The sequence below is a fragment of the Streptomyces sp. V1I1 genome, from assembly GCF_030817355.1.
Lineage (GTDB): Bacteria > Actinomycetota > Actinomycetes > Streptomycetales > Streptomycetaceae > Streptomyces.
On record NZ_JAUSZH010000001.1, the window covers coordinates 4,076,534 to 4,103,286 of the forward strand.

The following is a 26,753-nucleotide window of genomic DNA, read 5'->3' on the forward strand; positions in this document are numbered from 1 at the left end:
GACCGGCAAGGCTCCGTACAGCGAGAAGCCCCGGCACCCACCAGGCGGTTTCTAGGGATCGTCGCAACACGTGATCGGTTGTGTCAGGCGGCGAGCAGTTTATGCAGGCGCTCGGCTGGGGTTTCCCAGCCGAGCGTTTTGCGTGGGCGGCCGTTGAGTTCGGCGGCGACAGCGGCCAGTTGCTCGCGGGTGTGGACGGACAGGTCGGTTCCCTTGGGGAAGTACTGCCGCAGCAGGCCGTTTGTGTTCTCGTTCGAGCCGCGCTGCCAGGGACTGGCGGGGTCGCAGAAGTAGACCGGGATGTCGGTGGCGACGCTGAAGGCATGGTGGGCGGCCATCTCCGATCCCTGGTCCCAGGTCAGCGAGCGTGTCAGATGCGACGGCAGGGTCTTCACGGTCTCCACCAGCGCGTCGCGCATGTGCGCTGCGCTGCGGCCGTCAGGCAGGTGCACCAGCATCACGTAGCGGGTCGCCCGTTCGACGAGGGTGCCGATCGCTGAGCGGTTGTCCATCCCGATGATCAGGTCCCCTTCCCAGTGGCCGGGCACCGCCCGGTCCTCCGCCTCTGCCGGGCGTTCGCTGATCATGACCATCGGATGCGTGAAGCGCGGCTGACGACAGGCCGCCTGGCGCTGCGGGCGGCGGCGGGCGCGGCCCGAGCGAAGGGCCCGGGCCAGCTCGCGGCGCAGTTCTCCGCGGCCCTGAACGTACAGGGCCTGGTAGATCGTCTCGTGCACCACGTGCATCTCCGGCTGGTCGGGGAAGGTCCGGCGCAGACTCTCGCAGATCTGTTCCGGGCTCCACTTCAGGTCCAGGCCGTCCTGGATGAAGTCCCGCAGTGCGGTGTTCCGACCGATCTTGCCGGGCTTGGGGCGGGGCCGGCGGGCATCCGCGCGGGCCTGGGCGGCGTGTGGGCGGTAGTGCCACTGGCTGCCTCGGCCGGGACTGCGGTTGCGGTGGATCTCCCGGCTGACGGTGGACGGGCTGCGGCCCAGTTCGGCGGCGATCGCCCGGACGGTGGCCTTCTCCCGCAAGCGGTCGGCGATGTGGATGCGCTCGGTCTCGCTCAAGTACCGGGACGGTGCGGCAACGGGCGCCCGCTCGATGTGAGCGGGCGCCCGAAGCCTCTGCGGATCCGTCCGGCCATGACGCCACTCGCGACCGGTCCGCTCATGCACGCCGACAAGCCGGGATGCTTCTTTGTTGCTGTAGCCCTGTTGCATGAGCCGGAAGTATTCCGCCCGCTCACCACGGAGCTTCCTGGGCCCCTGCGGCTTGCGATCCCCACGGATCTCGAAGTCCATCGCATCCCCTGAGCTGAGGCGTTGCGACGACCGCTAGAACCCAAGCCAAGGGTGCCGGGGCTTCTTGCGTCCGTTCGTACGGGCTAGCGCAGCTCTTCCGGCAGCGTACGGCCATGGTCGACCTTCTCCGTGCGCGTCAGCTCGCCCCACACGATGTAGCGGTAGTCCGAGGTGTACACAGGCGTGCAGGTCGTCAGGGTGATGTAGCGGCCCGGCTTCGACTTCCCCGACTCCTTCGGGACCGGCTGCAGCACATCCACGTTGTACTTCGAGGTCTCCGGGAGCCTCTTGTAGACCTTGTAGACGTACCAGGTGTCCCGCGTCTCGAAGACGATCGGGTCGCCGTCCTTCAGCTTGTGGATGTTGTGAAACTTCGCGCCGTGGCCATCGCGGTGCGCGGCGAGCGTGAAGTTCCCCTTGTCGTCCCAGGGGAGCGCCGACTTGATCGGGTCGGTGTAGTAGCCGGCGATGCCGTCGTTCAGGGCCTCGGCGTCGGTGCCCTTCTTCACCAGCACCTCGTCGTTGTTCATGGCGGGTACGTGGAGGAAGCCGATGCCGTCCTTGATGTCGAGGGCGCCAGGGCCGCGGTTCGCCCAGCCGTCGCGGATCTGGTCGCCCTGTTTGGAGGCCTCACGGTCGGCGAGAACATTCGTCCACCACAGTGAGTAGACGACAAAGAGCCCCAGCACCACGCCCGCAGTGATCAGCAGTTCGCCGAAGACACTGATGACGCCGGCGATCCGGCCACGAGCACGTGCCACTGCACCTTTTCCCGTCTTGAAGTCTCACAGCGCTTCGGCGTCTCAGCCGACAAGCGCGTCCGGCTTTCCCTTGCTGCGCGGCCGTTCCTCGACCATTTTGCCCCACACGATCATTCGGTACGTACTCGTGAATTCCGGCGTACACGTCGTCAGCGTGATGTACCGGCCCGGCTCCGTGAACCCGGAACCCGGCGGCACCGGGCCGATCACGCCGATGTTCGACGGCGAGGTCTGGGGGAGGATGTTCGCCATCTTGTACGTGTAGTACGCGTCCTGCGTCTCAACAACGATCGGGTCCCCCGGCTCGAGACGGTTGATGTACCGGAACGGTTCGCCGTGAGTGTTGCGATGGCCCGCGACCGCGAAATTACCCGATTTGTCCGACGGCATCGCGGTCTTCAGCTTCCCCTCGGCATAGTGCCCGACCATGCCACGGTCGAGGACCTTGGGCTTGCTGATGCCCTCGGCGATCGGGACGACGACATCCAGCTTGGGGATGTGCATTATGGCGAAGCCCTGCCCGGGCTCGAACACACCGGGCTTGCGGCCGTTCGCCCAGTCGTCCTGGATCTTGCTCGTCGCCTGGTTGGCCTGCTGGCCGGCGCGGATGTTCGTCCACCAGAGCTGGTACGTGACGAACAGAAGCATCAGCACGCCGAAGCTGATGAACAGTTCGCCTATGGCGCGGCTGGCGATGACGGCGGGGCTGTCCTTCGCCGCACGCGCGGCACGGCGGGCCTCGACCCGCGAAAGGGGCCTGCCGGACTCGGACCTAGTCGAGGGGGCGGGCTCAGGGCGCTTACGGCCCCGCGCCTTGGCCGCCCGGCGGCGCTCCGCCCGGCCGGGACCCGCGGGGGTCTCCAGCGCGCGACGGGTGTCCGCCGTACGCAGAGCAACGGTCTCGTCGTCCGGTACCGGAATCGGGTCGGACACCGGCACTGGCTCAGCTATCTGCTGCGGCATCGGCACAGGCTCCGGCTCAGGCCGCGCTACGGGTACTGGCCCCGGTTCCGGTACCTGTACCGCTTCCGGCTGGGCGTACCAGTCCCGCTGATAGTCCGCAGGGTCGTCTACGGAGTACTGGCGGTAGTCAGACCACTCCTGCGGGGGTGGCGGGGGCTGCTCCTCCTCCGGAACGCTCGTCTCCCGGAACCACGGCGAGCCGCTCTCCTCCGGCGGCAAAGGGTCCGTCAGCGGGTCGTACTCGTACCCGTCCTCAGGGCGCGGACCACCACTCACGCCACGGCCTTGCCCACCACCGGTGCGAGCCCCACGGAACGCCCGACCGCCCCGGTGTCACCGCACTGCTCCAGCCAGTTGGCGAGCATCAGATGCCCGTGCTCGGTCAGCACCGACTCGGGGTGGAACTGCACGCCCTCGACGGCCAGTTCACGGTGGCGCAGCCCCATGATGATGCCGTCGGCGGTCCGTGCCGTGACCTCCAGTTCGTCCGGCAGCTCCGCCGGCTCCGCGGCCAGCGAGTGGTAGCGGGTCGCGGTGAAAGGCGAAGGCAGCCCGGCGAAGACGCCCTTGCCCTCATGCGTGACCAACGAGGTCTTGCCGTGCAGCAGCTCGGGCGCGCGGCCCACCACACCGCCGTACGCCACCGCCATGGACTGCATGCCCAGGCAGACGCCGAAGACCGGAACGCCGGTGTCCGCGCAGTGCCGCACCATCTCGATGCACACACCGGCCTGCTCGGGCGTGCCGGGCCCGGGGGAGAGCAGCACCCCGTCGAAGCCGTCCTGGGCGTGCCTGGGGGCCACCTCGTCGTTCCGCAGGACCTCGCACTCGGCGCCGAGCTGGTACAGGTACTGGACGAGGTTGAAGACAAAGCTGTCGTAGTTGTCGACGACGAGGATGCGCGCGCTCATCGGGCCGCCCCCGCTCCGTCGACCGTCACGTCGTTGAACGGAAGCAGCGGCTCCGCCCACGGAAAGACGTACTGGAACAGCACGTAGACGACCGCGAGGGCCAGCACGAGCGAGATGAAAGCCCGCACCCATGCGTTGCCCGGCAGATGCCGCCAGATCCAGCCGTACATGCTGTCCCTTTCCGTTCGGTACCGCACCAGACTAAAGGGCGGCAGGGGCACATGGGTCAGCTGCGCAAAGCTTCCGGTTTGCCGTCGGTCACAGGCTGGGTGGCGTCCAGATGCGCCCATGCGATCAGCCGGTGACTGCTGCCCCACTCCGGGTCGCAGGTGGTCAGCGTCAGATAGCGCCCCGTCCCGTCGAAGCCGGACCTACGCGGGACGGGGTCGATGACGCCGACGTCGCTCGGCACGGTCCGGTAGGGCTCCTTCTCGATGCGGTACGTGAACCAGGTCGTCCCGTCCGTCAGCACCACCGCGTCCCCGGGGCGCAGCTTCGGGAAGTCCTTGAAGGGATCGCCGTACGTGCGCCGGTGGCCGGCGACCGAGAAATTGCCGCTCTCGCCGAGCGCGGCGGTGGAGGCGTAATGCCCGAGGCCCTTCTTGAGGGTGCCGGTCCTGGTGCCTTCGAGGACCGGCCAGTCCCAACTCCCGCCGAAGCGGGGGATGTACATGACGGCGAAGGGCTTGCCGTCCTCGTATGTCTTCGGAGCCGGCGACACCGTCTGTCCGGGCGCGGGGGCCGCGACCGGGCCCTGTGCCCACTCGTCCTGGAGCCGGTCGATCTGGCCGTCCGTGGCACTGTCGGCCTTGATACCGGTCCAGAACAGCACATACACCACAAAGAGCACGATCAAGGTGCCGACGGTGATGCAGAGTTCGCTGAAGGTCCTGACGACCAGCCGCACCAACACCCACTCCCCCAAGCACTACCCAACGGGCTTCGCGTAGTGGAGATCCACTGTGCCCGAGTAGGCAGGGAGAGTCACCGCCTCACGCTCGTCGACTTTCCAGCCGAGGCCGTACGCCTTCACATACAGCTGGTAGTTCTGGATCGCCGGAGAGGCGGCGATCGCGTTCTTGAGCGCGCCCTGGTCACCGACAGCGGTGATCTTGTACGGCGGGGAGTAGACACGGCCCTGCAGGATCAGCGTATTGCCCACGCACCGCACGGCGCTGGTGGAGATCAGCCGCTGGTCCATGACCTGGATTCCCTTGGCGCCGCCCTTCCACAGGGCATTGACGACGGCCTGCAGGTCCTGCTGGTGGATGACCAGGTCGTTGGCCTGCGGCTCGGGGTAGCCGGGGGCGGCCGGAGCGTTCGGCGGGGCATCGTTGAGGGTGACCGTGAGGGCGGGGCCGCTCAGCTTCTTGGTGCCCGCGGCCCTCTCCAGGGCGCCGAGCTTCTCGTCCTCGGCCTTGGTGGAGCCGTCGTCGCGCTGGGCGAGGGCGTCGATGTCCCCGCGCAGCGCCGTGGTGGACTCGTTGAGGTCGCCGTTCTTCGCGCTGCGCTGCTGGATGAGGTCGGAGAGCTTCAGCAGCGAGGCGTCCGTACGGATGTTGGTGCCCTTGGCGGTGTTGAAGCTGGTCACGAAGATCAGCCCGGCGAGGGCGAATACGGCAGCCGTCAACAGCCGGACAGTCCCGCCCGCCAGTCGGCCACCACCCTTCATCGAGCTTCGCCCACCTTCCTGTCCTTCGAAGCGGTTGACCGGCCCTTGGGGGGAGTCGGCAGAATTGCTCAACGTACCCTTATCTCCTCAGGCGCCGCGGAAGCACTACGCTAACGGACGCCCGGGGGATGGCAGTGGTCCCCCTCGCTCCAGCCCCCGGCGCCAGCCACAGTTCCCTGCGCGGTCACGCAGCGCATCGACAGGAGAGTCCCTCGTGCCGAAGTCACGTATCCGCAAGAAGGCCGACTTCACGCCGCCGCCGGCATCGAAGCAGGCGACGAGCATCAAGCTGACCAGCCGTAGCTGGGTGGCACCGGTGATGCTCGCGCTATTCCTGATCGGTCTTGCCTGGATTGTCCTCTTCTATGTGACCGAGGGCGACCTGCCGATCAAGAGCTTCGGCAACTGGAACATCGTCGCCGGCTTCGGCTTCATCGCCGCCGGCTTCGGCGTCTCCACCCAGTGGAAGTAGCTTTCCCGCAGTCCCGCCGTCAAGCCCTGCCCTGAGGTTATCCACAGCGTTGTCCACAGTGGGGAAAAGGTCAGACGATCTGTGGATAACCCTCGGAGCGTTGACGCCGGTGTGACTGCATCGGCCATCTTGGTGAAGCGACCTGCCCCTTGTCCTTACTGGGAAAACCCAGCTCAGCGACAAGGGGCATGCTTGTTCCATACACCATGCACAAGATCCGCCACACGCTGTGGACAACTTTGGGAAAAGGTCTCGCTCAGGTGAGCGAGGCGGTTCTCGCCAGCACGACCACGACGGTCACCAGGAAGACAAGTGCACAGGTCCCGACCTGCACCAGAGTGCGATGCTCGCGCGGCGCGTAGACGAGGCCGAGGGTGACCAGACCGCCGGCCACCAGGCCGCCGATGTGCCCCTGCCATGAGATGTCCGGCCACGTGAAGGTGAAGAGCAGGCTCAGCGCGAGCAGGGCGATGACCGGCCGCATGTCGAGGTTCGTACGCCGTACGAGCACGGCGAACGCGCCCATCAGGCCGTAGATCGCGCCCGAGGCGCCCAGCGAGGGCTGGTTGGGGGCGGCCAGCAGATAGGCGAGGGCGCTGCCGCCGAGGCCCGAGAGCAGATAGACGGCGAGATAGCGGGTGCGGCCGAGAGCCGGTTCGACGAGCCTGCCCAGGAACCACAGGGTCAGCAGGTTGAACAGGATGTGCGGCACCTGTTGGTGCAGGAACGCCGCGGTGATCAGCCGGTACCACTCGTCGTCCGCCACTCCGACGATTTCGCCGCCGAGCTGTGGACTGCGGGCGAGTCCGATCAGCTCCATCTCGGCGACGAACCGGTCGCCGAGCGCGAGCACCACGCCGTACACCGCGATGTTGACTGCGATGAGGATCTTGGTGACCAGGAAGGGGTCGGCCTCGACGGTGCCGCCCGCGAGCGTCCGCGGCTGGTTGGCGGTGGGGGAATGTCCCGTACCGGAGCCGGTACGGACACACTCCGGGCACTGGAAGCCGACCGAGGCGCTGACCATGCAGTCAGGGCAGATCGGCCGCTCGCAGCGGGTGCAGCTTATGCCGGTCTCGCGGCCCGGATGCCGGTAGCAGCTCGGCAGGCCGTGCGTGCCCTGCGGCTCCTGCGGACTGCCTGGCGCCTGGTCCATGAGGTCCCCACAATCTCTCCGGCTCATCACACCGCCCCGCCCATCCATACGGTCGGGCGGGGCGAAAAGGTTCCCTGGGGATCACGCGTGGATCACGACGTGGGATCACACCGGATCACACCGGATCACACCGGAGATCCGGGAATCAGCCCTCGCGGGTCTCGACGACGACCGACTCGATCACGACGTCGTTGACCGGGCGGTCGGTGCGCGGGTTGGTCTGGGTGCCCACGATGGCGTCCACGACCTTCTTCCCGGCCTCGCTCGTGACCTCACCGAAGATGGTGTGCTTGCGGGTCAGCCAGGCGGTGGGCGACACGGTGATGAAGAACTGCGAGCCGTTGGTGCCCGGGCCCGCGTTGGCCATGGCCAGCAGGTACGGCTTGTCGAACGCCAGGTCCGGGTGGAACTCGTCCCCGAACTCGTACCCCGGGCCGCCGGTGCCGTTGCCCAGCGGGTCGCCGCCCTGAATCATGAAGCCGCTGATCACGCGGTGGAAGACCGTACCGTCGTACAGCTTGTCTGTGGACTTCTTGCCGGTCGCCGGGTGGGTCCATTCACGCTCGCCCTTGGCGAGCTCGACAAAGTTCTTGACCGTCTTGGGCGCGTGGTTCGGCAGAAGCCGGATCTCGATGTCGCCTTGGTTGGTCTTCAGGGTGGCGTAAAGCTGCTCGGCCACGATCTGCCTTCCGTAAGTCTTCTCTGGTTTCCCGATCCTCGCACGGAAGAGCCGCCCAGGGAGAAAAGGCGCCGAGTCGTCGCGCGACCGGCGCGCTGAAGGGCGAACCGTGGCATCGTCGTCCGCAAAGCTCCTTACATGACCCGAATGCCCGCCCCGCATGCCGAGGCGGCTGTCAGCAGGCATGATTTTCAAACGGGTGGAAAGGCGAAACTGTGCCCAACCGGGGATGAACCCCAGCACCCCAGAACGCCACCGAGGAGGAGGATCCCGTGACCCGCATGGACAGCGTGCGCGCCGCGACCGGTACGGCGAAGGAGAGCGTGCTGCACGCCGCGGAAGTGGTGGCGCCCTACGCCGGCACGGCCAAGCACCAAACGGCGCATTATGCACACGAGGCTCGCGTACGGCTCGCGCCCAAAGTCTCGAAGGCCGCGAATCAGGCCCGTTATCAGTACGACGCGCGAGTAGCGCCGCATGTGCCGCCCAAGGTCGACAAAGCCGCACACCGAGCTGCGGTGAAGGCCCGTAAGGCCGCTCGCCAGGCGGCGGATTACACCGTGCCGCGTGTCGAGCACGCGGTGGCCGTCGCTCAGCCAGTAGGGGAAGAGGCTGCGGCCCGCTCCACTGCCGCACTGGCCGCTCTGCGCGGACAGGTGACGGCGAAGGACATTCAGAAGCTGGTGAGGAAGCGCGAACGGCGGTCCAGGGCCGGACGTCTCGCCAAGGGTCTCGCGATCATCGGCGTGCTGGCCGGCGGAGCTTTCGCCGCCTGGAAGTGGTGGGACAAGCAGGCCAACCCCGATTGGCTGGTGGAACCGCCCGCTGCCACGGAGGTCTCCGACCGCGCACCGCTGACGTCCGTCGACGGCACTGGACCGGAAGATCTCGATCCTGAGGTGCAGGCGAAGCAGGCCGAGGCGGAGGCTCGAGACCGCGACGACCGTCGCTGATCGCATACCGCCCTTGTGGCCGGTGGCGTCGGGAGGAGTGTGAGCTCCCGGCGCCTCATGCGGCTGCGAGCGCCAGATCCGCGCCGGGGGCGGAGACGGTGCTCAGCGCGCTGTAGGCGCCGTAGGCGTCGACCACGGGCCGGTGCCTGGTGGCGGGTGAGGAGCCATGGGCTTCGGCGCGGATGCGCTGCTTGATGGTGGGCGGCAGTGCCCAGCCGCGCGCGATGGGGCTCCATCGTGTAGTGGGGGCCACTGTCGCCCGGACAGCCTGCGGACGCGCCTGCTTCGGCAGGTCCAGCCGGCCCGGCGTCCGCACGGCCGGCTGCTGAGCGGCGTTGGCGGCGGTGGTCAGCCCCACCGACCCAAGCAGCGCAAAGAGCGCGGTGATGAACGCGGTCCACAGATTCCTGACCTTGAAGGCGGCCATGACCCCTCGCTTTCGGGTTGAGCGATCTACATACCTTCCTCATGATGTGTACGCATCTTGGGAAGTGGGGGATCTACGCCGCCGCCGTGCAGTTCTTCGGATGAACACCACCCGTACGGTCCAGTGGCGGCCGTCGCCCGCGGCGGCAATGACGAGCGGGGATGGCGCACAGCGCTGCGAGGACCCGCAGGAGATCCGCGAGGACGACTTCGACTGCGGGCTCCAGAAAGTCCTCGGGCGGTCCGGAGGCCCGGCTCGGACGTACGGGCGGCCAGGCGCGCGGCGAAGGGTGCGCCGTGCCCTTCGTATGAAAAAGACCCCCTCCAACCGTGTTTCCACAGGTCAAAGGGGGTCTTGAAGCGTGGAGCCTAGGGGAGTCGAACCCCTGACATCTGCCATGCAAAGACAGCGCTCTACCAACTGAGCTAAGGCCCCGGAAAGGTGGATAGGACCGAGCAGACACATGCCTCGGCCACCGCCGCAGACCAGAGTACCGGGTGACCCCCGTGATCCTGCAAAAGGATTAGGGCTCCCGGTCGGCGACCACGCTCCGTAAGATGCTCGGCGAGGTTCGCAGCAGCGAAGCCGCTTGGGGAAGCGATGGGGAGACGCGATGGACGCCGCACAGCAGGAAACGACCGCAAGAGCCAGAGAACTGCAGCGCAGCTGGTACGGAGAGCCGCTGGGGGCGCTCTTCCGTCGGCTCATCGATGATCTGGGTCTGAACCAGGCTCGCCTCGCGGCGGTGCTCGGGCTGTCGGCGCCGATGCTCTCCCAGCTGATGAGTGGCCAGCGGGCCAAGATCGGCAATCCTGCGGTGGTCCAACGGGTGCAGGCGCTGCAGGAGTTGTCGAGTCAGGTCGCCGACGGCAGCGTCAGCGCGGTCGAGGCCACCGACCGGATGGAAGAGATCAAGAAGTCGCAGGGCGGCTCCGTGCTGACTGGCACCAGCCACAGCACGAGCAGCTCTGGCGCGCCGACAGTGCGCCGCGTCGTACGCGAGATCCAGTCGCTGTTGCGCTCCGTCTCGGCGGCGGGCGACATCATCGATGCGGCGGACTCCCTCGCCCCGAGCCACCCCGAACTGGCAGAGTTCCTCCGGGTGTACGGCGCCGGGCGCACGGCGGACGCGGTCGCCCACTACGAGTCGCACCAAAGCTGATCGAGGCAGGACGCCTCACAAGGGGACGGGGAGCGGGCGCAGCGCAATGGGTGAGGTATTCGCTGGTCGGTATGAACTGATCGACCCGATCGGGCGCGGCGGTGTCGGTGCGGTCTGGCGCGCCTGGGACCACCGGCGCCGACGCTATGTGGCGGCCAAGGTGCTGCAGCAGAGCGATGCGCACACACTGTTGCGCTTCGTCCGCGAGCAGGCTCTGCGGATCGATCATCCCCATGTCCTCGCCCCGGCCAGTTGGGCCGCGGACGACGACAAGGTGCTGTTCACCATGGATCTGGTGAGCGGCGGGTCGCTGGCGCATGTGATCGGCGACTACGGCCCGCTGCCGCCCCGTTTCGTGTGCACCCTGCTCGATCAGCTGCTGTCCGGTCTGGCCGCGGTGCACGCGGAGGGGGTCGTGCACCGCGACATCAAGCCGGCGAACATCCTGCTGGAGGCCACCGGTACCGGACGGCCGTATCTGCGGCTGTCCGACTTCGGGATCTCGATGCGCAAGGGTGAGCCGCGGCTGACCGAGACCAACTATGTGGTGGGCACGCCCGGTTATTTCGCGCCCGAGCAGATGATGGGCGCGGAACCGGACTTCACGGCCGATCTCTTCGCGGTCGGCCTGGTCGCGCTCTATCTGCTCCAGGGCCAGAAGCCCGACTCCCGGGCTCTGGTCGAGCACTTCGCCAGCCACGGCACTCCCGGCGCCCCCCAGGGCATGCCGGAACCTCTGTGGCAGGTGCTGGCCGGTCTGCTGCAGCCCGACCCGCAGGCCCGGTTCCGTACCGCCACGGGCGCGCGCAAGGCGCTTACAGCGGCCGTCGAGATGCTGCCGGAGCCCGGCGCCGACGACGAGCCGGTCGAGGTCTTCGACCAGATCGGGCCACTCCCCGCGGGATTCGGCCCCTCCGGTCCCGTAACCGACCCCCAGCCAGGTCAGCAGGCGGGTCAGCAGGGAGCGCAGGCTCCCGTGCAGCAGCCGCTCCCACCGTCGGAGACCGGCAGTTTCCATCTGGCCCCGCCACCGCAGCAGCCGCCCGTGCAGCAGCACAGCACACAACTGCCGTACGCGGCACAGCCGTCCACTCCTCCCCCCATGCCTGCGGCCGCGGAGCCAACGCCGACCCCCACGCCGATCCCCACCCCCACACCCGTACCGGCGCACAGCGCCTCCCCCCTTTACACCCCAGTGCCCGAGCAGCCCGCGCAGTCGCAGACCGCTCCGGTGCAGTACGAACAAGCTCTTACTCGTGCTTACACCGCTCAGAGCCCGCAGGTTCCGCTCCCGAACGCACCGATTCCGACGGCGGCCACAAAGCGACCGGGACCGCCCCCGAAGGTTGCGGTCCCGGTGCTGCTCGTTGCTCTGCTCTGTTTCGCGGTCGGCATCTGGGCGCTGACCCAGTCCTGAGCCGCCAGTCCTGAACTACCAGGAGGGCGGCGGCCCGTACTGCCCCGGCCCGGGCGCCTGCCCCTGCCCGACAGGACCCGGCGCCGCCGCCCCCAGCCCCGCGCCCGCGGTCGCCGTCCGCCGCCGTGCCAGCAGCGTCCACACCCCGAGCCCGAGCACCAGCACGATCCCGGCACCGATCCCCGCGGCGGCGACCAGCTGCATCGTGTCGCTCTTCGCCGCCTCCGGCGCGCTCTTCCCGCTGTCCGCGGCCTCCTGGTCGTCCTTGGTGACCTCGAAGTCCCCCGCGGGCCCCGCGTACGCAGGAGCGCTCTGCGCCTCGCCCTCGACGTTCACCCGCAGGATCAGCGGGATCGGCTGCTGGCCGTACTCCTCGCCGACTTCCGGGTTGAGCGTGACCGAGAGGTAGTACCAGCCGGCGAACCGCATGGCGCTGGTCGAGCCGGAGTCGTAGCGGTTCTCGTACGCCACGGGCGGCAGCGGATCCATCGCCAGCGACTTCTGCTTGCCGTCGTAGTACACGCTCGACGCGTCCTGCACCATCCCGCGGGCCGGGTTGTGCAGAGCCAGCACGAGGGCGTTGCCGACGCCCTGCGCGCTGTCGTCCGCCGCGCTGGTGCCGAGGTCGGCACTGGCGAAGATCTGCTGCCCCCAGTCGACCGGCACCCGGTAGAAGAGCGTCTGGCCGGGCGTGATCTCGTCCTGCCACTCGCCCTGCGTGAGGCCGGTGGCGTCGGTGAAGCTCGTGCCGCCGTGCCGCTCTTCCGGGCCGCCGCCGGGCACGGCTGGCGATGCGGAGGGCCAGTCCTCGGGCGGTGCCGTCGGGCCGGCTGACTTCAGCCCCGGCTCCGAGGCGAAACGGATCTCCACATCCCATGGCTCGGGCGTCGACGTGCCCTCACTGGTCCGCTCCAAAAGCACGTAGTACGCGCCCGCCTCCTGGCAGCTGCTGCTGTCCTTGTCGATCGTCCGGTCCGCGTACGCGGCGACCGGCCTGACGTACGTGGCGGAGCCGAACTGGGCGTCGTCGTCACCGCACTTGGTCCCGGAGCGGTCCTCGATGCTCACCGACAGCTTGTCCGCGTACCCGACCTTGGTGGCCAGCTTGGGGACGGCCACCGCCGAGACGTACGCATTGGCCCTGGCGTCCAGGTCGACACGGTAGTAGCGCTTCTCGCCGGGCCTGATCGTGTCCTTGTAGGTCGATCCGGCCGTCAGAGGCGGCCCGTCGCTGTTGACCGCCGAGCCCCGCACTGCCTTGGCCTCGCTGTCGAAGGCGTACGGATTGGGCTCGCCGACCGCCCACGCCTGCCCGGGCAGCGCCGCCACCGCGCACATCGCCGCCATGCCGGCCAGCGCCACCCGGCCCCTGCCGCGCTGCCTCTTCACGCGCTTCTCCTTGGTGTGGTCGTGTCCGTGGCGGTGCCCGTCGCCGGCTTGCGCCGTACCAGTACGAGCACCAGACCCGCGATCAGGATGACCGCCCCGCCTGCTGCTGCGGCGATCACGGTGCCGGTCCATCCTGCCCCGCCGGTCGCATCGCTGTCTGCGCGGGCAGCCGAATCACCCTTCTTGTCCGCCTTGTTCGCGAGAGCCGGCGCGTTGTGCTGCGGCCCGGCCAGCTCGTCGCCCATCACCGCCACCCGGAGCACCACACCGATCTGCGGGTTCTCGGCGATCTCGGCGGCCTTCGCGCCGAGCGTGACGGCGATGTAGAAACCGCCCTTGGTGTGCACCGGGACGACATTGGGGTGAGACTCGTGGCGGTTGGTCCAGGCGACCGGCACGGTGCCCATCTCCAGCGCCATGGGCCGGCCGTTGTAGATGGTCTGCGGGCTGAACTCCGCGGTGCCGCCGCCGACCGGCGCCCGCCCTGGTGTGAAGACCTCCGTCGCTCCGTAGGACCACACCGACGAAGCGCCGTCCACAGTGGGCTCGTTGGCGAACTCCACGTCGTACCGGAGCTGCTGCCCCCAGCCGACCGGGACCTTGTACCAGAGCGTCTGCGACGGCAGCACCTTGTCCCGCCACACGCCCTGCCCGATCTCCTTGGCGTCGTTGAAGCCGGTGCCGCCCGTCACGTCGCGCGGGTCCCCGGTCGGCAGCAGGGCGTCCTTGTCGCCCTTCCCGTACTCAGGCTGCGACTGAGCCGGCGTCACATCCTTGGGCAGCGGCTGTTCGACGCCGTACGTCAGCTCCAGCGGCCAGCGCCCGGCGGCCGAGTCCTTCTTGCTCTCCCGCTCGACGACCAGCCAGTACCGGCCCGCCTTGTCGCAGCTACTTGTGCCCTTCTCGCTTGGAATCCGGGCAACGGCCCAGGTCAGAGGGGTCGCTCCCTCCTTCTGGAAGAAGTGCTCGGTGCTGGTGGCGCAGGCACTGTCAGTGCCGTACGCAATCCTGGTGCGCAGGACGTCGAAGGTGTCGACCGCCGCCCCGGGCTGCGGCACCGCCGTCGCGGAAAACTCCACAGTGGATTCGGCATCCAGGTCCACCGCGTAGTAGCGCTGCTCGCCGGGTCCGATCGTGTCCAGATACTGCCCCGGTACGAGAGAGGGCGCCGCGTCCCGGCGCAGCGCGCCCTCGACCCGCTTGCCGCTGAAGCGGTATCCGTCGGCCGACAGCTGGGCCGAGCGCTGAAGCTGGCGGGCGAGCGCCTTGGCGTCGGGTGCGTCGTAGTAGCGCCCGTTGCCCGCCTTCGCGATGCACTCCAGCTGCTGCCGCGCCGCGCCCCGCACCTGGAATCCGACCGTGTCGATGCGCAGCCCGACGCCGTCTTTGGAGAGCTTCTCGGCAACCTCACAGGGCGGCGGAGAGCCGCAGTTGTCGTCACCGTCGGAGATCAGCAGGATCGTACGGGTCCCGATCGCGCCGTCCGCGGGTTTCGGGAGGTCCTCGGCGGCCTTCTGCAGCGAGAGCCCGATGGGGGTGTCGCCCTTGGGCCGCAGCGCCCCCACGGCCTGCTTCATGCCCGCACGGTCGAGCGGCTCGACGGGCCGGACCAGCCGGGTGTCTGTGCAGCCCTTGGGCTGATCGGCGCCGTAGACCCGCAGACCGGTGGGAAAGCCGTCGGGGAGGGCGTCGACGACGGTCCCGACGGCCGCGCGGGCGGAGGCCATCCGGGTCTGCCCGCTGCCGTCGTCGTCGGCCATGGAACCGGAGGAGTCGAGCACCATCACCAGGCCGCTCTTGCCGTCCGGCGCTTCAGCCTGCCGCGCTTGCCCCGCCCGACTCGCCTCCCCCGCCCGACTCGCTTCTCCTGCCTGCCCGTTCCGCCCCGCTTGCCCGACCTGCGCGGCCGCACTCGCCACCGGCAGCGGGCCCGCCGCCAGGGCGAGCAGCGCCGCGCCGATCGTTGCCACCGCCGTACGGCGGCCCAGTCGTGCCTTCACCCGTGGTTCCCTCCCGAGTCCCCGAAGTTTGCTCTTGCAACCTAATGATTTGCTTCGGTGAATTCAAGAGCAAGATTGTCACGGTCACGCCACAGCGGGGGAGGTTGTGTGCAGCGGGCAGGCTGCGGGCAGCAGGAAGCCCCGGCCGCTTCAGCGACCGGGGCTTCGTACCAAGACTGCTGCGTCTCACACACCCGAACCTGCGGGCACGGAGTCGGTCGCCTCCGTCCACAGATCCTGCTCGGCGCGATCCGCCTGGATCTGGCGGTACACGAGGAGCCCGCCGATGGCGGCCAGTGCGACCAGGAGAAGCTTCTTCACCGCGCGACCTCGTCTTTCCTTGACGTATGAGGACTTCTGGCGCCCGACTATACACACCGACCGATACCGATCGGTGACCTACGTATGACGTGCGAGGGACCGGCGAACGCCCCAACTCGGGCCCCGGACAAAGCGATCGGCCCGGACGGAGAAGCTCCGTCCGGGCCGAATCACAACTGTGGGCCTAACAGGATTTGAACCTGTGGCCTCATCCTTATCAGGTCGATCGGGAGCCACTGTCCACCGTAGTCGCTGGCGAGAGTTTCCCGGCAGGTCCTCCGCTCGTGTCCGCTGCGGACCGCCTTTGTTTGCTGCTGTTGGTGTCAGCTACTGATGTCGACGGGAAGACGACGCTTGACATGGCCGCCATTGCCAGGGTGGCGACCTCGTGCCCGGACGTAAGAGGCGCTCTTCGGCTTCCTGCCGGTGGTCTTCTTGCGTGCCGTGGTCTCCGTGGCGGCTGCGGTTGTCTTCTTGGCCGTGGTCGTCTTGGCCGACCCGAAGCGGCCCCGTCATGGTGCGCTTGCTCTCCGGCAGGGGTGGACGCTTTTGCGCGCCGGAGATGGCGGCCGTACGCCCTCCCGGACGGACGGCCGCCGAAGCCTGCCGGGGTCGGGTCCTGCTGCCCTAGTTGGCCAGCCAGTCCGTGAGGGTCACGGGACGGTCGGTGAGCGCGCGAAGGTTCCCGCCGTCGGCGGCGTCGACGACATAGGCCCGGCTTGTGCCGGCGGAGTCGTCGACGGCGGTGAAGGCGATCCGGCTGCTGTCAGGGGAGAAGACCGGGTTCTGGATGCTGGAGAGGGGCATCGACCACTGCGGCTCGGTGACGGCGCCGGTCGCCACGTCGGTGATGCGCATACCGTGCCCCGCGGAGTGGACGACGCGCTGCCCGTCGGGGGACCAATCGGCGGGCGTCGACAATGCCTGGTGGTCGGTTGTGACGGCACGGACCTCGCGGGTGGCCAGGTTCAGGATGTAGACGTCGGAGCCGTACTCCCAGCCGTTAGGCGTCTCGTACGAGGTGGCCTTCAGGAAGGCGATGCTCCGGCCGTCCGGGGAGAACGTCCCGCGGCTGCCGGAAGTGAGGACCTCAGCGCCGGAGCCGTCCGCGGCGATCCACTCCAGGCCGCGTGGGCTGTCGTAGACGATCCGCTTACCGCTCGGGGACCAGTCAGGGTGTCCGACATACGGCGCGGTGGCGTCTTCGGGCTGGACGCCCTCGGCCAGGACGCGCCGGTCGCTGCCGTCGGCGTCGGCGATCACCAGGTCGCGGGCGTACATGCAGCCCTCGTCCTGCGGTATGCACGTGTCCCGGCGTTGGATGTATGCGACCCGGGAGCCCTTGGGCGAGAGGACCCCGTCCTCTGCGGCCTGGGCGAACGTGGTGGTAACGGAGCCCGTCGCCGGGTCCAGCGCGACCGTGGCGGGCGACCCCGCAGAGTAGTCCGTGGCGGTGATACGGCCCGCCTCCACCGTTCCCCCCGCGCTGGCGGTCCCCGCCAGCGACAGGCTGGTCGCAACCGCGAGCCCGACGGTCAACGCAGCATGTGTGAAGCGCACATGCGCTCCTTCCTTCATTCCTTGGACCGGCCGTACCGGTCCCAATGAAGACAGCGCACACCGATCAAGAAACGTCACCTCCGGCCCAGCCAGCACATGACACGCCCAAGCGGCACAGGGCCGTCGAAGGCCCCATCCGTCCGGATGTCGTGCATCGACCGCGGGTATCCCCGACGCTGTACGGAATCGCGGATCACCATAGCCCGGGACCCTGGCGTGAGGAGCTCCTGTCGGCCTGAGGTCGGTGGAACGGCTTTGGCCGGTGTCCTGCCTGGTTTGGGGTCGTGCATGATCAGGGGGCCGTAGGCTGTCCGGCTACTCGGGCAGGTTTGTCCCCTGCCCGCAATGTGTCCGAGTGGCCCCCTGGTCTTGCTCGACGTGGGTCCCGGATCGGGGAGTGTGGGTCCGTGCCGACTACCGCGCCACCGAGCAACGCCAGGCACTCGGCCTGCCCGAGCCGGAAACCACCCTTGTCCTCGCCGATTGGCGCTGCGCAGGCCACGGCCACACCCCCGGCGAATCCGCTCTCGCCGCGTCCATCGCCGAAGACATCCGAGTCAACCGAGAAACGGCCCGCGAGTCTCTGTCAGAACTCCAACTCAATGATGTGGGGCCCGTGGTGACTGACGAAGTGCTGACCGTGCCCGAGGTCATGACCAAGCTCAAGGTTGGCCGCTCCACGGTCTATGACCTGATCCGCACCAGGCGCTTGCCTTCGCTGACCATTGGCCGTAGTCGCCGTGTCCCTGTGGACGCCCTGCACGCGTACCTCGTGTCCCGACTTGAGGAGGCGGCCTGATGGCCAAGCGTCGCCCCAACGGCGGGGGCACCATCACGAAGCGCAAGGACGGCCGCTATCAGGGTGCTGCCTATGTCACCAACACCGATGGACATCGGGTGCGGAAGTTCGTCTATGGCTCGACGTACGACGAAGCTGCCGAGAAGCTGGGCAAGCTCCAGGACCAGGAGCGCAACGGCGTCCCGGTGCCTTCCCGGACCTGGACGGTCGGGCAGTGGCTGGCCTACTGGCTTGAGCACATCGTGAAGCCGAACCGGGAGTACAACATGTACGTCAAGTACGAGTCCAAGGCGCGCCTTTACCTCGTTCCGCACCTGGGCAAGAAGGCGTTGGTCCGGCTGACGCCCGCCCAGGTCCGGACATTCATGACGGCGCTGGAGGAGCACGAGGAGGTGCCGGCGGCTACCCGCTTCGAGGTGCTGCGGGTGCTGCGGAACGCGCTCAACCGGGCTCGTCGGGAAGAGCTGCTGACGCGCAATGTCGCTGAGCCGGTGGACATGCCGAAGGTGAGCAAGGGAGAGACCAAGCCGTGGACGGCGCGGGAGGCGATTACCTTTCTGCGTACGGCCCGGTCCCATCGGCTCTACGCGGCCTGCGTCCTGGTGCTCGTCCTCGGTCTGCGGCGGAGTGAGGTCCTGGGCCTGGGCCGGCAGGACATCGACTTCGAGAACGAGCAGTTCACGCCGGTCAAACAGGTGCAGCGGGTACATGGTGGCCTGGTGCTCAAGCATCTCAATACCGAGTCCTCCCAGGCCGTGCTCCCGCTGCCGAAGTTCTGCGCCACCGTGCTTGAGAGCGCCGGTATCTGCAGGAGCTGGAGCGGAAGATCGGCGGTGCGAGCTGGAAGCAGGAGGCGGGCCACGATCTGATCTTCTCGGCCGAGCACGGCGGCATGATCGAGCCGGGTGGCTTCTCCCGCACCTTCACTGCGCTCATCAAGCGGTCTGGTGGTCGTCGGATCACGGTGCGGCTTGCTCGGCACACCTGCGGGACGCTGCTGGGCCTTTCTGAAGGTGCACCCCAAGGTCGCCCAGGCGATCCTCCGGCACAACCAGATCAGCATGACAATGGACATCTATACACACGTTGTGGATAAGGACCGGCGCGAGGCTGCGGCTCTGCTCGCCGACCTATTGGAAGATCCGCTCATCGGCTCATGTCAGCTACTGATGCAAAAGACCCCCAGGCTTGATCGCCTAGGGGTCTTCTTGCTGGTGGGGCTAACAGGATTTGAACCTGTGGCCTCATCCTTATCAGGGATGCGCTCTAACCAACTGAGCTATAGCCCCGCCGCGCTGCGCGCTGACCTCTGAAGATTAGCGCACGTCCGGGGCAGTACCAAAATTGGTTACTCGTCCTCCGCCAGGGTCAGCTCCACGCCACCGACGAAACCCGCGGACAGGTTGTAGATGAACGCCCCGAGCGTCGCCAGCGCTGTGGCCAGCACCACATCGATCACCGCGATGACCGAGGTGAAGATGAGCACCCGCGGCAGCGAAAGGAACGACTGAAGGTCGAAGCCATTGCTCTCGTTGGAGCCGGTGGCCTCGCTGATCGTCCCGCCGACCGTGGAGAAAACGCCCATCGCGTCCATGACCATCCACAGCACCGCGGCCGCGATCACCGTGCAGATGCCCAGCGCGATGGAGAGCAGGAAGCTGACCTTCATCACCGACCAGGGATCGGCCTTGGCCACCCGCAGCCTCGCCTTGCGGGTACGCGGCGTCGTACTCGCCCCGGTCCGCGGCCGGCGCACAGCGCCGCCCGTCTGCGGCACGCCGCCACCGCCCTGGGGCGAGGGATACGCCTGCGGCGGGTGGTACGGCTGCTGCCCGGCCTGCTGCGGCGCCGGCTGCTCGCCGCCAAACCTCTCGTACGGGGGTGTGTGCCCCCGGGTGTCCGTCACCGTAACCCCCTGGGAGTCCGCGGCAGGGCCACGGGCACCGTTCGCTCCGGAATCGGCCGATCCGGCGCCCGTGGCTCCACTCACGCTTTACTCCTCGTGCTCCCCGGCCGAAGGCTCCGTGCCCTCGACCACCGCCTCGACCGCCTCACCGTCGGCCTCTTCGGTCCCGTCGACCTCTTCGGCCTCGCGACCCGCCTCGGCGTTACGCGCGATACCGACCACGGCATCGCGCTTGCCCAGGTTGATCAGTTGGACGCCCATGGTGTCACGGCCCGTCTCCCTGACTTCGTTGACTCGCGTACGAATCACACCGCCCCCCAGGGTGATGGCCAGGATCTCATCCGTCTCCTCGACCACCAGCGCACCCACGAGCGAACCGCGGTCCTCCACAATCTTGGCGGCCTTGATGCCGAGGCCGCCGCGACCCTGGACGCGGTACTCGTCGACGGCGGTCCGCTTCGCGTACCCACCATCGGTGGCAGTGAACACGAACGTACCGGGCCGGACGACATTCATCGAGAGCAGTTCGTCGCCCTCACGGAAACTCATGCCCTTCACACCCGACGTCGCACGCCCCATCGGACGCAGCGCGTCGTCGGTCGCGGTGAACCGGATCGACTGCGCCTTCTTGCTGATGAGAAGCAGATCGTCCTCGGCCGACACCAGCTCGGCGCCGATCAGCTCGTCGTCGCTGCCGTCCTCCGTCTCACGGAGATTGATCGCGATGACGCCACCCGAGCGGGGCGAGTCGTAATCCTTCAGAGACGTCTTCTTCACCAGACCGCCCTTGGTGGCGAGCACCAGGTAGGGCGCGGCGTTGTAGTCGCGGATCGCCAGGATCTCGGCGATCTGCTCGTCCGGCTGGAAGGCCAGCAGGTTGGCGACATGCTGACCGCGCGCCTCCCGGCCGGCGTCGGGGAGTTCGTACGCCTTGGCGCGGTAGACACGGCCCTTGTTGGTGAAGAACAGCAGCCAGTGGTGCGTCGTGGAGACGAAGAAGTGGTCGACGATGTCGTCTTCCTTCAGCTTCGTGCCGCGTACGCCCTTACCGCCGCGCTTCTGCGAGCGGTAGTCGTCCGTCTTCGTGCGCTTCACATAGCCGCCACGCGTGATCGTGACGACGATGTCCTCCTCGGCGATCAGGTCCTCAATGGACATGTCGCCGTCGAAGGGCACCAGCTTGGAGCGCCGGTCGTCGCCGAACTTCTCGACGATGACGGCCAGTTCCTCGCTGACGATCCGACGCTGCTTCTCGGGCGAGGCCAGGATCGCGTTGTACTCGTTGATCTTCGCCTGCAGTTCGTCGTGCTCTGCGACGATCTTCTGGCGCTCCAGGGCGGCCAGTCGGCGCAGCTGCATCTCGAGGATGGCGTTGGCCTGGATCTCGTCGATCGTGAGCAGGCCCATCAGGCCCTCGCGCGCGACCTCGACCGTGTCACTGCGCCGGATCAGCGCGATGACCTCGTCGATCGCGTCCAGCGCCTTGAGCAGACCGCGCAGGATGTGCGCCCGCTCCTCCGCCTTGCGCAGGCGGAACTTCGTACGCCGGACGATGACCTCGATCTGGTGGTGCACCCAGTGGCGGATGAAGGCGTCCAGCGACAGCGTGCGCGGCACGCCGTCGACCAGCGCCAGCATGTTCGCGCCGAAGTTCGTCTGCAGGTCGGTGTGCTTGTAGAGGTTGTTCAGCACGACCTTCGCGACCGCGTCACGCTTGAGCACGATGACCAGGCGCTGTCCCGTACGGGACGAGGTCTCGTCACGGACGTCCGCGATGCCGCCGATCTTGCCGTCCTTCACCAGGTCGGCGATCTTCTGCGCGAGATTGTCCGGGTTGGTCTGGTAGGGAAGCTCCGTGACGACCAGGCACTGCCGACCCTGGATCTCCTCGACCTCGACGACCGCGCGCATCGTGATGGAGCCGCGACCGGTGCGGTACGCCTCCTCGATGCCCTTGCGGCCCACGACCAGCGCACCGGACGGGAAGTCCGGGCCCTTGATCCGCTCGATGAGTGCGTCGAGCAGCTCCTCGTGGGTGGCCTCGGGGTGCTCCAGCGCCCACTGCGCGCCGGCCGCGACCTCGCGCAGATTGTGCGGCGGGATGTTGGTCGCCATACCGACCGCGATGCCGGCCGAGCCGTTGACCAGGAGGTTCGGGAAGCGCGCCGGCAGGACCGTCGGCTCCTGGTTACGGCCGTCGTAGTTGTCCTGGAAGTCGACGGTCTCCTCGTCGATGTCCCGGAGCATCTCCATCGACTGCGGCATCAGCTTGCACTCGGTGTACCGCATGGCGGCGGCCGGGTCGTTGCCCGGAGAACCGAAGTTGCCGTTGGAGTCCACCAGAGGCATGCGCATCGACCACGGCTGGGCGAGACGCACGAGCGCGTCGTAGATCGAGGAGTCGCCGTGCGGGTGGTACGTACCCATGACGTCACCGACGACGCGGGCGCACTTGTAGAAGCCCTTCTCGGGCCGGTAGCCGCCGTCGTACATCGCGTACAGCACGCGCCGGTGGACGGGCTTGAGACCGTCCCGTACGTCAGGCAGCGCACGGGAGACGATGACGGACATCGCGTAGTCGAGATACGAGCGCTGCATCTCGGTCTCGAGCCCGACGGGCTCGATCCGCAGCGTCGGGTCTTCTTCTTCAGTCGTGGCGGGAGTGTTCTCGTCGGCCATTGCTGGTCAAAATCCTTTCGAAGCGGTCAGCGACAGACCGACTCAGATGTCGAGGAAGCGGACGTCCTTGGCATTGCGCTGAATGAACGAGCGCCGCGCCTCGACGTCCTCGCCCATCAGCACCGAGAACAGGTCGTCGGCCTGCGCCGCGTCGTCGAGCGTGACCTGGCCGAGCACGCGGTGGTCCACGTCCATCGTGGTGATGCGCAGCTCCTCGGCGTTCATCTCGCCGAGACCCTTGAAGCGCTGGATCGAGTCTTCCTTGATCCGCTTGCCGTTCTGCTTGCCGAGCTCGACGAGCGCGTCGCGCTCACGGTCCGAGTACGCGTACTCGAAGTCGTCCCGACCCCACTTGATCTTGTAGAGCGGCGGGCGCGAGAGGTAGACGTGCCCGGCCTCGACCAGCGGCCGCATGAAGCGGAACAGGAAGGTCAGCAGCAGCGTGTTGATGTGCTGGCCGTCGACGTCGGCGTCCGCCATCAGGATGATCTTGTGATAGCGGAGCTTCTCGATGTCGAAGTCCTCGTGGACTCCGGTACCGAAGGCCGAGATCAGCGCCTGGACCTCGGTGTTCTGCAGGATCTTGTCGATCCGCGCCTTCTCGACGTTCAGGATCTTGCCTCGGATGGGCAGGATCGCCTGGTACATCGGGTTACGGCCGGACTTCGCCGAGCCGCCGGCGGAGTCACCCTCGACGATGAAGATCTCGCACTTCGTCGGGTCGTTGGACTGGCAGTCACTCAGCTTGCCCGGCAGCGAAGCCGACTCCAGCAGGCCCTTGCGACGGGTCAGGTCGCGGGCCTTGCGGGCCGCGACGCGCGCCGTCTGCGCCTGGATGGACTTGCGGATGATGTCCGCGGCCTCATTGGGATTGCGGTCGAACCAGTCGGTGAGGTGCTCGTGCACGACCTTCTGCACGAAGGTCTTCGCCTCCGTGTTGCCCAGCTTGGTCTTGGTCTGGCCCTCGAACTGCGGCTCGCCCAGCTTGACCGAGATGATCGCGGTCAGACCCTCGCGGATGTCCTCGCCGGAGAGGTTGTCGTCCTTCTCGCGCAGCAGCTTCTTGTCGCGCGCGTACCGGTTGACCAGGCCCGTCAGAGCGGACCGGAAGCCCTCTTCGTGGGTACCGCCCTCGTGGGTGTGGATCGTGTTCGCGAAGGAGTACACACCCTCGGTGTACTGAGAGTTCCACTGCATCGCGATCTCGACCGAGAGCATCCGCTCCTTGTCCTCGGCCTCGATGTCGATGACGGTCGGGTGGATGAGCTCGCCCTTGCGGGAGTTGAGGTACTTGACGAAGTCGACGATGCCGCCTTCGTAGTAGTACGTCACCGCGCGTGCGGGCGGCTCCTCGTCCGGCTCCTCGGGGGCGTCGGCACCTACGGTGGCCTTCGCCGACTCGCGCTCGTCCGTCAGCGTCAGGGTCAGGCCCTTATTGAGGAAGGCCATCTCCTGGAAACGGCGGGAGAGCGTCTCGAAGGAGTACTCGGTCGTCTCGAAGATGTCGCCGTCGGCCCAGAACGTCACCGTGGTGCCGGTCTCGTCCGTGGGCTCGTTCTTCGCGAGGGGCGCGGTCGGGACACCGAGCTTGTAGTCCTGCGTCCAGCGGTAGCCGTCGCGCTTGACCTCGACGGAGAGCTTGGACGACAGGGCGTTGACGACCGATACGCCGACGCCGTGCAGACCGCCGGAGACGGCGTAGCCGCCGCCGCCGAACTTGCCGCCTGCGTGCAGAACGGTCAGCACCACCTCGACGGCCGGCTTGCCCTCGGACGGGACAATGTCCACCGGGATACCGCGGCCGTTGTCGACCACGCGTACGCCACCGTCGGCAAGGATCATGACGTCGATGGTGTCCGCGTGCCCGGCGAGGGCCTCGTCGACGGAGTTGTCGACGACCTCTTGCACAAGGTGGTGAAGTCCACGCTCACCGGTCGAGCCGATGTACATGCCGGGGCGCTTGCGGACCGCGTCCAGACCCTCGAGGACTGTGATCGCGCTGGCGTCGTACGAGGCGGATACCTCGCCGTTTCCACCGGCAGGAGTGGACGGAATGTTCTCGTTGGGGTTGCCGGAATCGGCCACGAAGCGCCCTTTCTGGCACAGCACAAGCCGTTCTCCGGGCAGGCGGGAGCGGCTGCGTCGTTCGACATGTTCCGCGAGTGGGCGGGATTGTCCACCAGTCTACCGGTACCGCCGACACGAATGGGGGTTTGCCGGTAGCTGCGTCCGCATGTGCCGCCCTGAACCGTGATGGTCCGACTCCCCATATCCAGGAAGGGGCTCCAGGAGGCTCACACGGGCGTTGAGCGCTTCGGCCTGTCAACCACTCGCTACGGTCTGACTATGTTCTGGCTGTGGTGAGAGACACCTCACACAACTTGTGGGGTTTCGCTCGTTACGGGTGGCGCCGCCGAAAATCCTGGAGGTCCGGGGCGCAGCCCCGGTTTCGGGAAGGGGGGTGGGGAGAGACACCCCCCTCAGCCGTACGTGTCGCCCGGCCCCACACTCCCCGGCGCTCTCAGCGGCCCGTACCCCTTCTGCGGCCCCCCGGGCCCCAGCACCTTGATCAGCCGTACCGTCCCGTGACCCAAGTCCTCGTTCAGCCGCGCCACCAGCCTCGGCGCCAGCAGCCGCAGCTGCGTCGCCCACGCCGTCGAGTCGCACTGCACCGTCAGCACGCGCTCGTCAGGATCTTCGTCGTACTTCAACGGCACACAGTGGTTCGCCAGGTCCTCGCCCACGATCTGCGGCCAGCGCCCCATCACCCCGCCCACCGCGGCCGGCGTCTCCCAGCCCCGCTCGGTGATCAGCCGGTTGATCGCGGCACCCAGCGGGAGCGGATCGCGGCCGTCCGCACGCGCCCCCGACCGCAGCCCCCCGCCCCGCCTGGCCTGCTTCTTCTGCTGCGCCGCCGCACCCCGCGCCTTCGCCTGCTCCTTCGCCGCGCGCAGCGCGACCCGCGCCAGGTCGACGCCCGACGACTCGGGCACCTTCGGCGTCTGAACGGGCTCGCCGCCGGGGTCCTCGCCGGGGTCCTCGCTCATACGCGTTCCACCGCCCCGTCCGCCACCGCGTACCGCGTCCCCGCCAGCACCCCCGGCACATCGTCCTCGACCGCCGCGGTCACCAGCACCTGCTCACCCGGAGCCACCAGTTCCGCCAGCCGCTCCCGACGCCGCGCGTCCAGCTCCGCGAAGACATCGTCGAGCACCAGCACGGGCTCATTGCCCTCCGCGCGGAGAAGGTCGTAGGAGGCCAGCCGCAGCGCCAGCGCGTACGACCAGGACTCGCCATGGCTGGCGTACCCCTTCGCCGGCAGCTGCCCCAGCTTGAGCAACAGGTCGTCCCGGTGCGGCCCGACCAGCGTCACGCCCCGCTCGATCTCCTGCTTGCGCACCTCCGTCAGCGCGCCGATCAGCTGCTCGTACAGCGCGTCGCGCCCCTGCACCCCGGCCGCACCCGCACCCGCACTGCCACCGGCGGAGGAACGGTACTCCAGCGCCACTGGCCCGCCCCCCGGCGCCACCTGCTCGTACGCCTTCTCCGCCAGCGGCTCCAGCGCCGCGATCAGTTCGATCCGCTGCGCCAGCAACTCCGCGCCGGCCCGCGCCAGATGCTGGTCCCACACATCCAGCGTCGACAGATCCGCCCCGCCGGACTTCGTCCCTGGAGTTGCCCCCACGCGCCCGCCGTGCCGCCGCGCCATCGCCGCCGACTTCAGCAGGGTGTTGCGCTGTTTGAGCACGCGCTCGTAGTCGGACCGCACCCCCGCCATCCGCGGCGACCGCGCCGTGACCAGCTCGTCGAGGAACCGCCGCCGCTCGCCGGGATCGCCCTTCACCAGCGCCAGATCCTCCGGCGCGAACAGCACCGACCGCACTATCCCCAGCACATCACGCGGTCTGACCTGCGAAGACCTGTTGATACGGGCCCGGTTCGCCTTGCCCGGATTGAGCTCCAGCTCGACCAGCTGGGAGCGCTCGCCCTGCGTGACGGCGGCCCGGATCACCGCACGGTCCGCCCCCATCCGCACCAGCGGCGCGTCAGAGGAGACCCGGTGACTGGACAGCGTCGCCAGATAGCCGACCGCCTCGACGAGATTGGTCTTGCCCTGCCCGTTCGCCCCCACGAACACGGAGACGCCCGGGTCGAGCGGGACCTCGACCCGGGCGTACGAGCGGAAGTCGGCCAGCGACAAATGCGTGACGTGCATGGGTGT

At 68.0% G+C, this 26,753-nt stretch carries 25 protein-coding genes, 2 tRNA genes and 1 pseudogene; 7 read left to right on the forward strand and 21 right to left on the reverse strand.

Features of this window, described 5'->3' with window-relative positions; translation table 11 throughout:
- Nucleotides 1–83 precede the first annotated feature (83 nt).
- The 7 genes from QFZ67_RS19140 to QFZ67_RS19170 form a co-directional block, all read right to left on the reverse strand.
- Nucleotides 84–1,223, reverse strand: a complete 1,140-nt coding sequence (locus QFZ67_RS19140; protein WP_307665834.1) for an IS30 family transposase — start codon at nucleotides 1,221–1,223, stop codon at nucleotides 84–86.
- A 164-nt stretch (nucleotides 1,224–1,387) separates the two neighbouring features.
- The gene (locus QFZ67_RS19145) at nucleotides 1,388–2,065 is read right to left on the reverse strand and encodes a class E sortase (protein ID WP_307662309.1); all 678 of its coding nucleotides are present in this window, start codon (nucleotides 2,063–2,065) and stop codon (nucleotides 1,388–1,390) included.
- Between the two features lie 42 nt (nucleotides 2,066–2,107).
- The gene (locus QFZ67_RS19150) at nucleotides 2,108–3,304 is read right to left on the reverse strand and encodes a class E sortase (RefSeq protein ID WP_307662310.1); all 1,197 of its coding nucleotides are present in this window, start codon (nucleotides 3,302–3,304) and stop codon (nucleotides 2,108–2,110) included.
- The gene (locus QFZ67_RS19155; protein ID WP_307662311.1) at nucleotides 3,301–3,939 is read right to left on the reverse strand and encodes an aminodeoxychorismate/anthranilate synthase component II; all 639 of its coding nucleotides are present in this window, start codon (nucleotides 3,937–3,939) and stop codon (nucleotides 3,301–3,303) included. Before QFZ67_RS19155 ends, QFZ67_RS19150 begins: the two co-directional genes overlap by 4 nt.
- Nucleotides 3,936–4,109, reverse strand: coding sequence for a hypothetical protein (locus QFZ67_RS19160; RefSeq protein ID WP_307662312.1), 174 nt, complete (start codon nucleotides 4,107–4,109; stop codon nucleotides 3,936–3,938). Before QFZ67_RS19160 ends, QFZ67_RS19155 begins: the two co-directional genes overlap by 4 nt.
- Nucleotides 4,110–4,165: 56 nt before the next feature.
- Entirely contained in the window at nucleotides 4,166–4,852 is a 687-nt protein-coding gene (locus QFZ67_RS19165; RefSeq protein WP_307662313.1) for a class E sortase, read from the reverse strand.
- A 15-nt stretch (nucleotides 4,853–4,867) separates the two neighbouring features.
- Nucleotides 4,868–5,683: a DUF881 domain-containing protein gene (locus QFZ67_RS19170; RefSeq protein WP_373430067.1), complete on the reverse strand. Its 816-nt coding sequence runs from the start codon at nucleotides 5,681–5,683 to the stop codon at nucleotides 4,868–4,870.
- A gap of 142 nt (nucleotides 5,684–5,825) precedes the next feature.
- On the opposite strand from QFZ67_RS19170, the gene crgA reads away from it, so the two are divergent.
- Nucleotides 5,826–6,083, forward strand: coding sequence for a cell division protein CrgA (crgA, locus tag QFZ67_RS19175; protein WP_142214706.1), 258 nt, complete (start codon nucleotides 5,826–5,828; stop codon nucleotides 6,081–6,083).
- A gap of 256 nt (nucleotides 6,084–6,339) precedes the next feature.
- Here the strand turns inward: crgA and QFZ67_RS19180 are convergent, their stop codons facing one another.
- Nucleotides 6,340–7,239 (reverse strand): rhomboid family intramembrane serine protease, encoded by a 900-nt coding sequence (locus tag QFZ67_RS19180; protein ID WP_307662314.1) that lies wholly within the window; start codon nucleotides 7,237–7,239, stop codon nucleotides 6,340–6,342.
- A gap of 145 nt (nucleotides 7,240–7,384) precedes the next feature.
- Complete coding sequence (locus QFZ67_RS19185) at nucleotides 7,385–7,918, reverse strand: peptidylprolyl isomerase (RefSeq protein ID WP_307662315.1); 534 nt, start codon at nucleotides 7,916–7,918, stop codon at nucleotides 7,385–7,387.
- 272 nt (nucleotides 7,919–8,190) lie between these two features.
- Between QFZ67_RS19185 and QFZ67_RS19190 the strand changes: the two genes are divergently transcribed.
- Nucleotides 8,191–8,871: a DUF5324 family protein gene (locus QFZ67_RS19190; RefSeq protein WP_307662316.1), complete on the forward strand. Its 681-nt coding sequence runs from the start codon at nucleotides 8,191–8,193 to the stop codon at nucleotides 8,869–8,871.
- A 55-nt stretch (nucleotides 8,872–8,926) separates the two neighbouring features.
- Here QFZ67_RS19190 and QFZ67_RS19195 read toward each other — a convergent pair whose 3' ends face one another.
- Both QFZ67_RS19195 and QFZ67_RS19200 read right to left on the reverse strand, forming a co-directional pair.
- Entirely contained in the window at nucleotides 8,927–9,298 is a 372-nt protein-coding gene (locus QFZ67_RS19195) for a DUF6344 domain-containing protein (RefSeq protein ID WP_307662317.1), read from the reverse strand.
- A 362-nt stretch (nucleotides 9,299–9,660) separates the two neighbouring features.
- A tRNA-Ala gene (locus tag QFZ67_RS19200) sits at nucleotides 9,661–9,733 on the reverse strand.
- Nucleotides 9,734–9,911: 178 nt separating this feature from the next.
- Between QFZ67_RS19200 and QFZ67_RS19205 the strand changes: the two genes are divergently transcribed.
- Complete coding sequence (locus QFZ67_RS19205; RefSeq protein ID WP_307662318.1) at nucleotides 9,912–10,460, forward strand: DNA-binding protein; 549 nt, start codon at nucleotides 9,912–9,914, stop codon at nucleotides 10,458–10,460.
- Nucleotides 10,461–10,506: 46 nt separating this feature from the next.
- A complete protein-coding gene (locus QFZ67_RS19210) occupies nucleotides 10,507–11,877 on the forward strand; it encodes a serine/threonine-protein kinase (protein ID WP_307662319.1) in 1,371 nt (456 codons plus the stop codon).
- Nucleotides 11,878–11,892: 15 nt separating this feature from the next.
- Here the strand turns inward: QFZ67_RS19210 and QFZ67_RS19215 are convergent, their stop codons facing one another.
- From QFZ67_RS19215 to QFZ67_RS19230, 4 genes are all read right to left on the reverse strand, one after another.
- The gene (locus tag QFZ67_RS19215) at nucleotides 11,893–13,266 is read right to left on the reverse strand and encodes a hypothetical protein (RefSeq protein ID WP_307662320.1); all 1,374 of its coding nucleotides are present in this window, start codon (nucleotides 13,264–13,266) and stop codon (nucleotides 11,893–11,895) included.
- On the reverse strand, nucleotides 13,263–15,266 hold the full coding sequence (locus tag QFZ67_RS19220; RefSeq protein ID WP_307662321.1) for a VWA domain-containing protein: 2,004 nt from the start codon (nucleotides 15,264–15,266) through the stop codon (nucleotides 13,263–13,265). The genes QFZ67_RS19215 and QFZ67_RS19220 overlap by 4 nt, the downstream gene beginning before the upstream one ends.
- A gap of 186 nt (nucleotides 15,267–15,452) precedes the next feature.
- On the reverse strand, nucleotides 15,453–15,587 hold the full coding sequence (locus tag QFZ67_RS19225; protein ID WP_003958712.1) for a DLW-39 family protein: 135 nt from the start codon (nucleotides 15,585–15,587) through the stop codon (nucleotides 15,453–15,455).
- A gap of 627 nt (nucleotides 15,588–16,214) precedes the next feature.
- Nucleotides 16,215–17,147, reverse strand: a complete 933-nt coding sequence (locus QFZ67_RS19230; RefSeq protein WP_307662322.1) for a hypothetical protein — start codon at nucleotides 17,145–17,147, stop codon at nucleotides 16,215–16,217.
- A 406-nt stretch (nucleotides 17,148–17,553) separates the two neighbouring features.
- Between QFZ67_RS19230 and QFZ67_RS19235 the strand changes: the two are divergent.
- The 3 genes and pseudogenes from QFZ67_RS19235 to QFZ67_RS19245 all read left to right on the forward strand — a co-directional run.
- A pseudogene (locus QFZ67_RS19235) lies at nucleotides 17,554–17,739 on the forward strand (replication initiation protein); the annotation flags it as partial.
- 24 nt (nucleotides 17,740–17,763) lie between these two features.
- A complete protein-coding gene (locus QFZ67_RS19240) occupies nucleotides 17,764–17,946 on the forward strand; it encodes a helix-turn-helix domain-containing protein (RefSeq protein WP_307665891.1) in 183 nt (60 codons plus the stop codon).
- Nucleotides 17,946–18,815 (forward strand): hypothetical protein, encoded by an 870-nt coding sequence (locus QFZ67_RS19245; RefSeq protein ID WP_307662323.1) that lies wholly within the window; start codon nucleotides 17,946–17,948, stop codon nucleotides 18,813–18,815. The genes QFZ67_RS19240 and QFZ67_RS19245 overlap by 1 nt, the downstream gene beginning before the upstream one ends.
- Nucleotides 18,816–19,158: 343 nt before the next feature.
- Here the strand turns inward: QFZ67_RS19245 and QFZ67_RS19250 are convergent.
- The 6 genes from QFZ67_RS19250 to recF all read right to left on the reverse strand — a co-directional run bounded on the left by QFZ67_RS19250 (nucleotide 19,159) and on the right by recF (nucleotide 26,747).
- Nucleotides 19,159–19,235: transfer RNA gene (locus tag QFZ67_RS19250), tRNA-Ile, on the reverse strand.
- Between the two features lie 59 nt (nucleotides 19,236–19,294).
- Entirely contained in the window at nucleotides 19,295–19,852 is a 558-nt protein-coding gene (locus tag QFZ67_RS19255; protein ID WP_307662324.1) for a DUF3566 domain-containing protein, read from the reverse strand.
- Between the two features lie 87 nt (nucleotides 19,853–19,939).
- Nucleotides 19,940–22,531, reverse strand: coding sequence for a DNA gyrase subunit A (gene gyrA / locus QFZ67_RS19260; RefSeq protein ID WP_307662325.1), 2,592 nt, complete (start codon nucleotides 22,529–22,531; stop codon nucleotides 19,940–19,942).
- A 42-nt stretch (nucleotides 22,532–22,573) separates the two neighbouring features.
- Complete coding sequence (gene gyrB / locus QFZ67_RS19265) at nucleotides 22,574–24,640, reverse strand: DNA topoisomerase (ATP-hydrolyzing) subunit B (protein WP_307662326.1); 2,067 nt, start codon at nucleotides 24,638–24,640, stop codon at nucleotides 22,574–22,576.
- A gap of 371 nt (nucleotides 24,641–25,011) precedes the next feature.
- Complete coding sequence (locus tag QFZ67_RS19270) at nucleotides 25,012–25,578, reverse strand: DUF721 domain-containing protein (RefSeq protein ID WP_307662327.1); 567 nt, start codon at nucleotides 25,576–25,578, stop codon at nucleotides 25,012–25,014.
- On the reverse strand, nucleotides 25,575–26,747 hold the full coding sequence (recF, locus tag QFZ67_RS19275) for a DNA replication/repair protein RecF (protein WP_307662328.1): 1,173 nt from the start codon (nucleotides 26,745–26,747) through the stop codon (nucleotides 25,575–25,577). Before recF ends, QFZ67_RS19270 begins: the two co-directional genes overlap by 4 nt.
- Nucleotides 26,748–26,753: the final 6 nt, after the last annotated feature.

What these genes read in the sequence shown, in the direction of transcription:
- QFZ67_RS19140 (WP_307665834.1), bottom strand. Translation starts at nt 1,223, where the DNA reads ATGCAACAGGGCTACAGCAACAAAGAAGCATCCCGGCTTGTCGGCGTG.
- QFZ67_RS19270 (WP_307662327.1), bottom strand. Translation starts at nt 25,578, where the DNA reads ATGAGCGAGGACCCCGGCGAGGACCCCGGCGGCGAGCCCGTTCAGACG.
- QFZ67_RS19180 (WP_307662314.1), bottom strand. Translation starts at nt 7,239, where the DNA reads ATGGACCAGGCGCCAGGCAGTCCGCAGGAGCCGCAGGGCACGCACGGC.
- QFZ67_RS19160 (WP_307662312.1), bottom strand. Translation starts at nt 4,109, where the DNA reads ATGTACGGCTGGATCTGGCGGCATCTGCCGGGCAACGCATGGGTGCGG.
- recF (WP_307662328.1), bottom strand. Translation starts at nt 26,747, where the DNA reads ATGCACGTCACGCATTTGTCGCTGGCCGACTTCCGCTCGTACGCCCGG.
- QFZ67_RS19245 (WP_307662323.1), top strand. Translation starts at nt 17,946, where the DNA reads ATGGCCAAGCGTCGCCCCAACGGCGGGGGCACCATCACGAAGCGCAAG.
- gyrA (WP_307662325.1), bottom strand. Translation starts at nt 22,531, where the DNA reads ATGGCCGACGAGAACACTCCCGCCACGACTGAAGAAGAAGACCCGACG.
- QFZ67_RS19210 (WP_307662319.1), top strand. Translation starts at nt 10,507, where the DNA reads ATGGGTGAGGTATTCGCTGGTCGGTATGAACTGATCGACCCGATCGGG.
- QFZ67_RS19205 (WP_307662318.1), top strand. Translation starts at nt 9,912, where the DNA reads ATGGACGCCGCACAGCAGGAAACGACCGCAAGAGCCAGAGAACTGCAG.
- QFZ67_RS19195 (WP_307662317.1), bottom strand. Translation starts at nt 9,298, where the DNA reads ATGGCCGCCTTCAAGGTCAGGAATCTGTGGACCGCGTTCATCACCGCG.
- QFZ67_RS19155 (WP_307662311.1), bottom strand. Translation starts at nt 3,939, where the DNA reads ATGAGCGCGCGCATCCTCGTCGTCGACAACTACGACAGCTTTGTCTTC.